Annotated in this window: 1 protein-coding gene; it reads left to right on the forward strand. The window is 37.3% G+C overall.

Translation table 11 applies throughout. The features are described from left to right. The first annotated feature begins 139 nt into the window (after nucleotides 1-139). On the forward strand, nucleotides 140-1,264 hold the full coding sequence (locus tag AC2CGN_RS25400; protein ID WP_484516965.1) for an IS4 family transposase: 1,125 nt from the start codon (nucleotides 140-142) through the stop codon (nucleotides 1,262-1,264). Nucleotides 1,265-1,408: the final 144 nt, after the last annotated feature.

Below are 1,408 nucleotides of genomic sequence, written 5' to 3' on the forward strand. Positions count from 1 at the left end.
TATCACTAGCGTCGCATTAAAATAATTCAACATACTTCAAAAAAACTGAATTTTCTGCAATATTATCCATACATAAAAAAAGCCTTTATAATGGTTGGGCGGTAGTAAACCATCCAAATCCAAAATAAAGGACATAAGCATGGATAAGTTTACACGAAAAACATCATTTGAACAATGGTTTTCACCTATTTCTTCTACACAAATGGAGATATTAGTTGAAATTCATCAATTAAATTGCTATACAAAAAAGCTTCACATCGCTTCATTCTTGAAATTATTACTGTTTGCGCAGCTAAATGAAACCGAAAGTCTACGTGCCATTAGTGACACGCTGTTATCAGATGACTTACAAAAAGCGACGTATTTAGAGTCCATCAGCTTTTCGCAGTTAGGTCGGCGATTAAACCAAGTGCCAACTGAGTTTTTCCAACGAATTTTTCTAGACTTAGTCGAGCAAATTCATGAGAAAATGAATTTTGAGCATAGGCGAAAAACCACAACACCACTGAAAATCATTGATTCCAGCACACTGCCATTAAACTTAAACAACCATAAATGGGCTGAATTCCGTAAAACAAAATCAGGTGTGAAGTTACATTTGCGCCTTGTTTACCTAGAAAAAGGTTGTACGTACCCTGATAAAGCGGTGTTGACGAATGCGAAAGAACATGATCGTGGTCAGCTTGAAATCCTCATTGATGACAAGGAGTGCATGTACGTGTTTGACCGAGGTTACTTAGATTATGAGCGCTTTGATCGCATGACAGATGACGGATTTTTCTTTGTCTCACGCTTACGAAAAAACGCCGTAACACGTGTGATTGAATCATTTGAAGTACCTGAACAGTCATCGGTGTTATCGGATGAAATGATTCTGATTGGCAACACGCAAAATCGTGCTGAAAATGTATTTCGCCGTATCGAAGTACTGGATCCAAACGGTAAAGAGCTACATCTGATGACGAATCGTTTTGATTTAAGTGCAGATGAGATCGCTGAACTGTATAAATCACGCTGGGCAATCGAACTGTTTTTCAAATGGATGAAACAGCATCTGAACATTAAAAAGTTCTACGGGAAAAGCGAGCAAGCTGTGCATAATCAGGTATACATTGCGATGATCGTTTACTGCTTAAACGTGCTAGCACAGCTTCACACAAACAGTTCACGGACATATTTACAAATTAGTAGGTACTTAAAAGCAACACTATGGAAACCAGCACGTATTTGGCTTCGGAAAATGGAAGGAAATACGGTACCATAAGGATTTTGAACTGCAGTTGCCCTAGTCAAAGGTTATAGTAAAAAAATGGATGTTTACTATCTCTACTTAAGCGTCTTTCATTTTCTTCAAAAACGAAAAAATTAGAAAACAGAAAATTCAATTAAAATTCATGCGACGTTAGTG

The sequence above is a fragment of the Lysinibacillus sp. DFXJR4 genome (genome assembly GCF_057196045.1).

What these genes read in the sequence shown, in the direction of transcription:
- AC2CGN_RS25400 (WP_484516965.1), top strand. Translation starts at nt 140, where the DNA reads ATGGATAAGTTTACACGAAAAACATCATTTGAACAATGGTTTTCACCT.